This window comes from Micromonospora sp. URMC 106, assembly GCF_051386395.1.
Lineage (GTDB): Bacteria > Actinomycetota > Actinomycetes > Mycobacteriales > Micromonosporaceae > Micromonospora.
The window spans coordinates 1-1,805 of record NZ_JBPQTP010000224.1; the positions used below are offsets into that span (position 1 = coordinate 1).

Annotated in this window: 1 pseudogene; it reads left to right on the plus strand. The window is 81.2% G+C overall.

Going from position 1 to position 1,805, the window contains the following annotated elements:
* Window positions 1-1,805: pseudogene (locus tag ACSNOB_RS31835) on the plus strand (hypothetical protein); the annotation flags it as partial.

Genomic DNA, 1,805 nt, shown 5'->3' on the forward strand with positions numbered 1-1,805 from the left:
GCTACGACCCCCGCCCGCCCGGCACGAGCCGGCCGGGCGGGACCGCCCCGTCTCCCCCGCCGGCCGGTCCGAGCCGGGCTGGCTGCCCGAGCCCGACGAGGACCCGCGTCGGTCCCCGGCGTACCAGCGGCCGGACCCCGGCTACGACCGCCGGCCGGACCCCGGTCCCCACAGCCGGACCGATCGCGGCCACGACGGCCGGCTCGAACGCGACCACGACAACCGGCTCCCGCACGGCCGCGACAACCGGCTCGAACGCGACCACGAGCCGCGGACGGAACCGGGGCGCGACCGCCGGCCGGAGGCCGGCGACGACCCCCGGGCGGGCGAGGCAGCCCGCCGGCCCCGCTACCAGTGGGGCGCCCCCGCCGAGCACCGCCTTCCGGACGGGCGGCGGGAACGCGCAGCGGAAGGGCCGTGGGAACGCGCCGCGTCGGGACAGTGGGAGCGACGCGCCGACGGGCGGGAGGAGCACGCCCCGGGTGGGTGGGGTCACGAGCCGGACGTACCCGCCGACGGGTGGCAGCGCACCGGCCGGGGCCCGGCCGGGCAGCCGTACCGCGAGGGGGAACGGCGGCAGCCGGAGCCGGACGAGCGGTGGCAGGCACGCGAGGCGGCGGCACGCGCCGAGGCGTACCCGGAGCGGCGCCCGCGCGAGGCCGCCCGGTCCGACGCGTACCGGGAGCGCGACGCGTACCGGGAGCCGCGGGGGAACCCGCAGCAGGACGGCGGGCTGCCCTGGCCGCCGCCCGGCCCCGTGCGGGCCGGTTTCGACCGGGACGCCGCCCGCCGCGCCGAACCGCGCCCCGAGCACCGGCGGCCGGCCGAGCCGACCGACCGTCCGCACCACGGTGGCCCGCACGGGACCGCCGCGCCACCGGCCCAACCGCGGTACGACGAACGACGTTCGCACCCCGCCTCCGGGCGGCCGGTCGCCGGCGGCGACGACCGGCCGACCTCCGGCGCGCCGGTCTCCGGCCCGCCCGTCTCGGGACCGCCTGGCTTCCTGGCCCCGCGCGGCGACGTTCCGGTCCCGGGCCGGCCGGTGTCCCCAGCTGGCCCGACCACCGGCCGACCCGTGTCACCCGCAGGCCCGACCACCGGTCGACCCGTGTCACCGGCAGGCTCGACCACCGGTCGACCCGTGTCACCGGCGGGCCCGGTCGGCGGGCCGCCGGATGCCGGCCCTCGACCACCGGTGCCCGCTGCGGGGGACCGGTTCCGGACCACCGGCGACACGGCGCGCCCCGTGCCGGACGGCGATGCCGCGCCAGTCCCGGCGCCTCCCGGCGCCCCGCTGCGCCTGGAGTTCCTGCCGGCGCCCGAGGCCAGATCCAGCACAGTGGCCGAGCCGACGTCGTCGCGTCCCGAGCCGATTCCGCCGACCCACCCGTCGGCACCGACGCCGCACCTGGGCCTGGGCGCCGCGCTCCGTGGCGCCGAGCCCGCGCTCGGACGTCCGGCCACCACGCCGCCGATCGACCGTCCGGCAGCCGCCCACCCGGCTGAACCGCACCTTCCGCCCGGGGGCCGGGGCGCGGCGAGCCCCGCCGCCGTCCCGTCGGAGGCGTCGGCACCATCGCCGATCGCGCCGGGCACGCCCAGGGTGTACGTCCCGCCACCGCCGAGCGACCCGCCAGCACCGAAGGTCCCGCCCCGGCCCGAACCACCCGCGCCCAGCGGCCCGGACGCCTGGTTCCGGCCCGCCAAGCCGGTGCCGCCTCCAGCCGAGTCGGCCGTCGCCCGCCCCGCTGCCCAACCGGACGTGCCACCGAGCGGCGCGTCGACGTCACCCGTCGACGCGC